At 40.8% G+C, this 4,095-nt stretch carries 4 protein-coding genes; 2 read left to right on the top strand and 2 right to left on the bottom strand.

The window, feature by feature from the left end; genetic code table 11:
* Positions 1-196 precede the first annotated feature (196 nt).
* On the top strand, positions 197-1,138 hold the full coding sequence (locus O9295_RS02765; protein ID WP_288031512.1) for a TIGR04168 family protein: 942 nt from the start codon (positions 197-199) through the stop codon (positions 1,136-1,138).
* A 32-nt stretch (positions 1,139-1,170) separates the two neighbouring features.
* Here O9295_RS02765 and O9295_RS02760 read toward each other — a convergent pair whose 3' ends face one another.
* Positions 1,171-2,112: a hypothetical protein gene (locus O9295_RS02760; RefSeq protein WP_288031514.1), complete on the bottom strand. Its 942-nt coding sequence runs from the start codon at positions 2,110-2,112 to the stop codon at positions 1,171-1,173.
* A gap of 161 nt (positions 2,113-2,273) precedes the next feature.
* Entirely contained in the window at positions 2,274-2,816 is a 543-nt protein-coding gene (locus O9295_RS02755; RefSeq protein WP_288031510.1) for an NUDIX hydrolase, read from the bottom strand.
* A 107-nt stretch (positions 2,817-2,923) separates the two neighbouring features.
* Here O9295_RS02755 and ylqF point away from each other — a divergent pair, with 107 nt between their 5' ends.
* Positions 2,924-3,763 (top strand): ribosome biogenesis GTPase YlqF, encoded by an 840-nt coding sequence (ylqF, locus tag O9295_RS02750; RefSeq protein ID WP_288031509.1) that lies wholly within the window; start codon positions 2,924-2,926, stop codon positions 3,761-3,763.
* The last annotated feature ends 332 nt before the right edge of the window (positions 3,764-4,095 follow it).

Raw genomic sequence — 4,095 nt, 5'->3', positions numbered from 1 at the left:
AATAAGCATAAAATTGCATAAAATAACCAAATAGAGCATTTAATTGATTAATGCTCATTCTTAATTCTCCTGACTACTGACTACTGGCTCGGAGACTCCTCACCTAAAGGAAGATTTTTGATTTTTGCAAGAGGTCTATTTATTCGGTCAATCCTAGTTATGATCATTACTGATAAATGATAGTTGATAACTGGTAATGGTAAGTTCTTTCCCTCGCACCTATAAAATCGCCGTCATCGGTGACATTCACGACCAATGGGAAATAGAAGATAATTTAGCTCTAGAAGCTTTACAAGTGGATTTAGCCCTATTTGTCGGCGATTTTGGCAATGAATCCCTAGAAATTGTCGGTCGGATTGCTAGTTTGTCCTTACCAAAAGCCGTTATTCTCGGTAATCATGACGCGTGGTATAGCGCCACCCCCTGGGGACGAAAACAATGTCCCTACGATCGCAACAAGGAAGATCGTGTCACCGCCCAGTTAGAATTATTAGGGGTTGCTCATGTGGGTTACTCAAAACTAGACCTACCCGGTTTAGAGCTTTCGATTGTTGGGGGTCGTCCCTTTACTTGGGGGGGATCCGAGTGGAAAAATGGAGAATTTTTTCAAGAACGCTATAATATCAGCAGTTTTGCCGAATCTACCGCCAAAATTATCGCTAATATTCAAGATACTGCCTATAATAACCTGATTTTTTTAGGTCACAATGGTCCGGCCGGACTGGGAAAGGAAGCGGAAGCTATCTGTGGTCGCGATTGGCAACCCTTGGGAGGGGACCACGGGGATCCCGATTTAGCGGCGGCCATAGAACAAGCACAGCTATTAGGAAAACAGGTTCCTCTCGTCAGTTTCGGTCATATGCACCACCGTCTCCGTCATACCACTTCCCGTTTACGCAATCCCGTGGTCACTTCCGAGATGGGAACTGTTTATCTGAATGCTGCCAGTGTCCCTCGTATTCTCCACTCCGATACGGGTAAATCTCGCAATTTTTCCCTAGTCACTCTTGAAGAAGGTCTAGTCACAGAAGCATCTTTAATCTGGTTGAATGATAATTTCGAGATTATCAGCAATAGAAAACTTTATCACTCCGGAGCATCAATCGATCGCCTATCTCCCCAATCTTGTTATTCTTAATTTACATCTCCCCACACCCCACACCCCACTTCCTATAGATAGTTAAGTTTTTGAGCGAGTAGAGGTAAAGCAAGAGCGATAGTAACACTAACAATCATACCGATAAAAGCTTTCAAGGCATCCCCTAAAACCAGTTTACCCGTGGCTGCTAAATTAGGTTTTTCTCTGGTTAAAGTCAGAGAAATTTCTCGACCTCCTAATAAACCTAAAAATACCCAAGTGGTACTCATGGGAATATGATTATAGCCAACAAAAAACAGTAAAATTAGACCATAAATTAAGTTAATAATTGTTGCAGAACGCAGATCATGGGCGTTAGTTTTGCTAGTGACAATTTTCTCGATTTGACCACCGTGATTAATAAAAATGATGGTTTGCAGGAGTAGCATAACTGTTAGAGATAAAACTAACCATGTTGCTGCTAACTTTCTGGGAAGATAGGCGAAAATATTAGCAAAATCTTGCATTAACCATTGACTCCAGAGAAACCCGGTGGATAACCACTGTAAAACTACCCAGATTTTTTGAGGTTCTTGATTAACTGTTTCTAGGAAAAAGTTTTCTAATTGATAAATAATTCGATAGATTACTAACCCCACTATAACAGCAATGCAATAACCCCAAGCGGATTTAACTAACATTTCATCTAGAGATTGGGGAGCAAAAACTGTTAAAACCAAAAAGGTTGTACTCACAGGTATTCCCCAAGTGGTGAGAATTAAAATTGCTAAGGGAGGAACGATATAAATCCAAGTAAAAGTTTCTGGGAAGGGAATCATTTCTAGTCGATTATAAGCCACATCTCCCTGATTAATATACCAACCAGCGATAAAAATCGAGGCTAAGATTATACTGGTGTACAGCCATAAAATCCACCAGGGACGTTCTTCATTGGCACTTAAAAAAGTCCCTAAAGTTTGCAGGGAATCGTTGGCAACAATCGCATAAGCTGATAGGATAAAGCCAGCAATCATCAAAAAATTACTCATAGACAAGTGAAAAAAAATAAAACTTAAAGTAATACAAATCCTGTTCAAACAGTAGAGAAAAGCGCAGAGGTAGGAGAGCGGGAAGTGGGGAAGTGGGAATAAACGAAAACTTCCTACCTCCCCATTAATATAACTGCTATAACTCCTTAATTTTGCTTTAAAAAATCCCTCGCTAGATAGAAAGCAGCTAAACTACCAGAGACGGTAATTTCCTGTGGATTAATTTCCTGTAAAGGTCGAAGAATCACTTCAATTTCCTCGGTAATATCTAACTTTTGTTGACCTGTGGGAGTAGCATTAAGAGCCAAAAAAATATGAATTCTGTTAGTATCTTTAACGGGATTATCGTACAAAACAGCCAGAGCTATTAGAGAATCACTTTGATAACCGGTTTCCTCCTCGAATTCCCGACGCGCTGCCGCAGTAATATCATCTTCACCCGCATCTACTGCTCCGGCAGGAAATTCCAATAAAATTTCCTTAACTCCGTGACGATATTGACGGACAAAAACCAATTGATTATCCCCAGTAACTGGAACAACTAAAACAATTTCAGGACGAATATTAACGAAATAATCATCGATAACTTGTCCAGAGGATAACTTCACCGCGTCTTGACGGACTTGACACCAACGATTATGAAAAACTAGCTCGGATTTAATAATTTGCCATTTTTTTAAATTAGTCATCGACAATCCTGTTATAATTGCAGTGAAATTACTAAACTTTTTCTCAGATAATTATAGCTATCTAGGGACTATTCCTGATAAGATTTAATTTTATACTCCCATCTCCCATGTCGTTAATTCAATGGTATCCCGGTCATATTGCCAAAGCGGAAAGAAAACTCAAGGAACATCTTAAACTCGTGGATGTGGTCTTAGAAGTGCGCGATGCTCGCATTCCCTTAGCTTCCCATCATCCGCAGGTGGACGATTGGATTGGCAATAAACCGCGCTTGTTAATCTTAAATCGTCTCGATATGATTCCCGAATCTGCCCAGCAACAATGGGTAACATGGTTTAAAAGTCAAGGAAAAACCGTCTATTTTACTAACGCTAAACAGGGAGAAAGAGTTAAAGCAATTATCAAAGCGGCGGAAAAAATTGGCGATGAAATTAACCAAAAACGTCAACTAAGAGGAATGTTACCGCGTCCAGTGCGCGCCGTGGTGATCGGGTTTCCCAATGTGGGCAAATCTGCCCTGATTAACCGTTTATTAGGGCGAAAAGTCGTCGCCAGCGCCCGCAGGGCCGGAGTAACGCGACAATTACAATGGGTACGAATTTCCGACACCTTAGAATTATTAGACGCGCCGGGGGTGATTCCTTCCCGTTTAGAAAATCAAAAGGATGCGGTGAAATTAGCTATCTGTGAGGATATTGGGGATGCTGGTTATGATAACCAAAGGATAGCGGCGGCTTTTGTCGATTTATTAAGAGAATTACAGTATGAAGGACTTTTAGAATCTCGTTACGGGTTGAATACTCTAGACATGACCGGGGAAGATTTTATCGAAAAATTGGCCAATCTCAAATATCAAGAAGATAAAGAAAGGGCAGCCATGCAGTTACTCAATGATTTTCGTAAGGGAATAATCGGGGCTATTCCCTTAGAATTGCCCCCTTCCTCTTGAAATCGCCTGTTTTTAACTCAATAGTTAGGGTCTGCTGAAAAAGTTTTTCCTAGGGGCAGGGTGTAGGGTGTAGGGTGTGGGGTGTGGGGTTTTACCGATTTTGAGGGGGTCAATTACCTAATTTTCAGGGAAAAAGTAGCTGAATTTCCCCCTGATCACTCCCATATCTGGTACTTTTGGATTTCAAAAAAGGCTAAAAGTCTTATCCAGCAAGGTTTTTAGATTTATTCAGCAGACCCTAGTTAATTCCCGAATTTGTCAAAATTACCGCCTGTTAGTCCACTGAGCTGCCGATAAGATTAAAGAAATCGGTAAAGTTGCGGGGATCGATC

Source organism: Microcystis sp. LE18-22.4A, from assembly GCF_027531105.1.
In the GTDB taxonomy this organism is placed as follows: domain Bacteria; phylum Cyanobacteriota; class Cyanobacteriia; order Cyanobacteriales; family Microcystaceae; genus Microcystis; species Microcystis aeruginosa.
This window is presented reverse-complemented; position numbering and strand designations above follow the sequence as displayed.

Coding starts and splice junctions, on each gene's coding strand:
- O9295_RS02765 (WP_288031512.1), top strand. CDS start 197: ATGGTAAGTTCTTTCCCTCGCACCTATAAAATCGCCGTCATCGGTGAC.
- O9295_RS02760 (WP_288031514.1), bottom strand. CDS start 2,112: ATGATTGCTGGCTTTATCCTATCAGCTTATGCGATTGTTGCCAACGAT.
- O9295_RS02755 (WP_288031510.1), bottom strand. CDS start 2,816: ATGACTAATTTAAAAAAATGGCAAATTATTAAATCCGAGCTAGTTTTT.
- ylqF (WP_288031509.1), top strand. CDS start 2,924: ATGTCGTTAATTCAATGGTATCCCGGTCATATTGCCAAAGCGGAAAGA.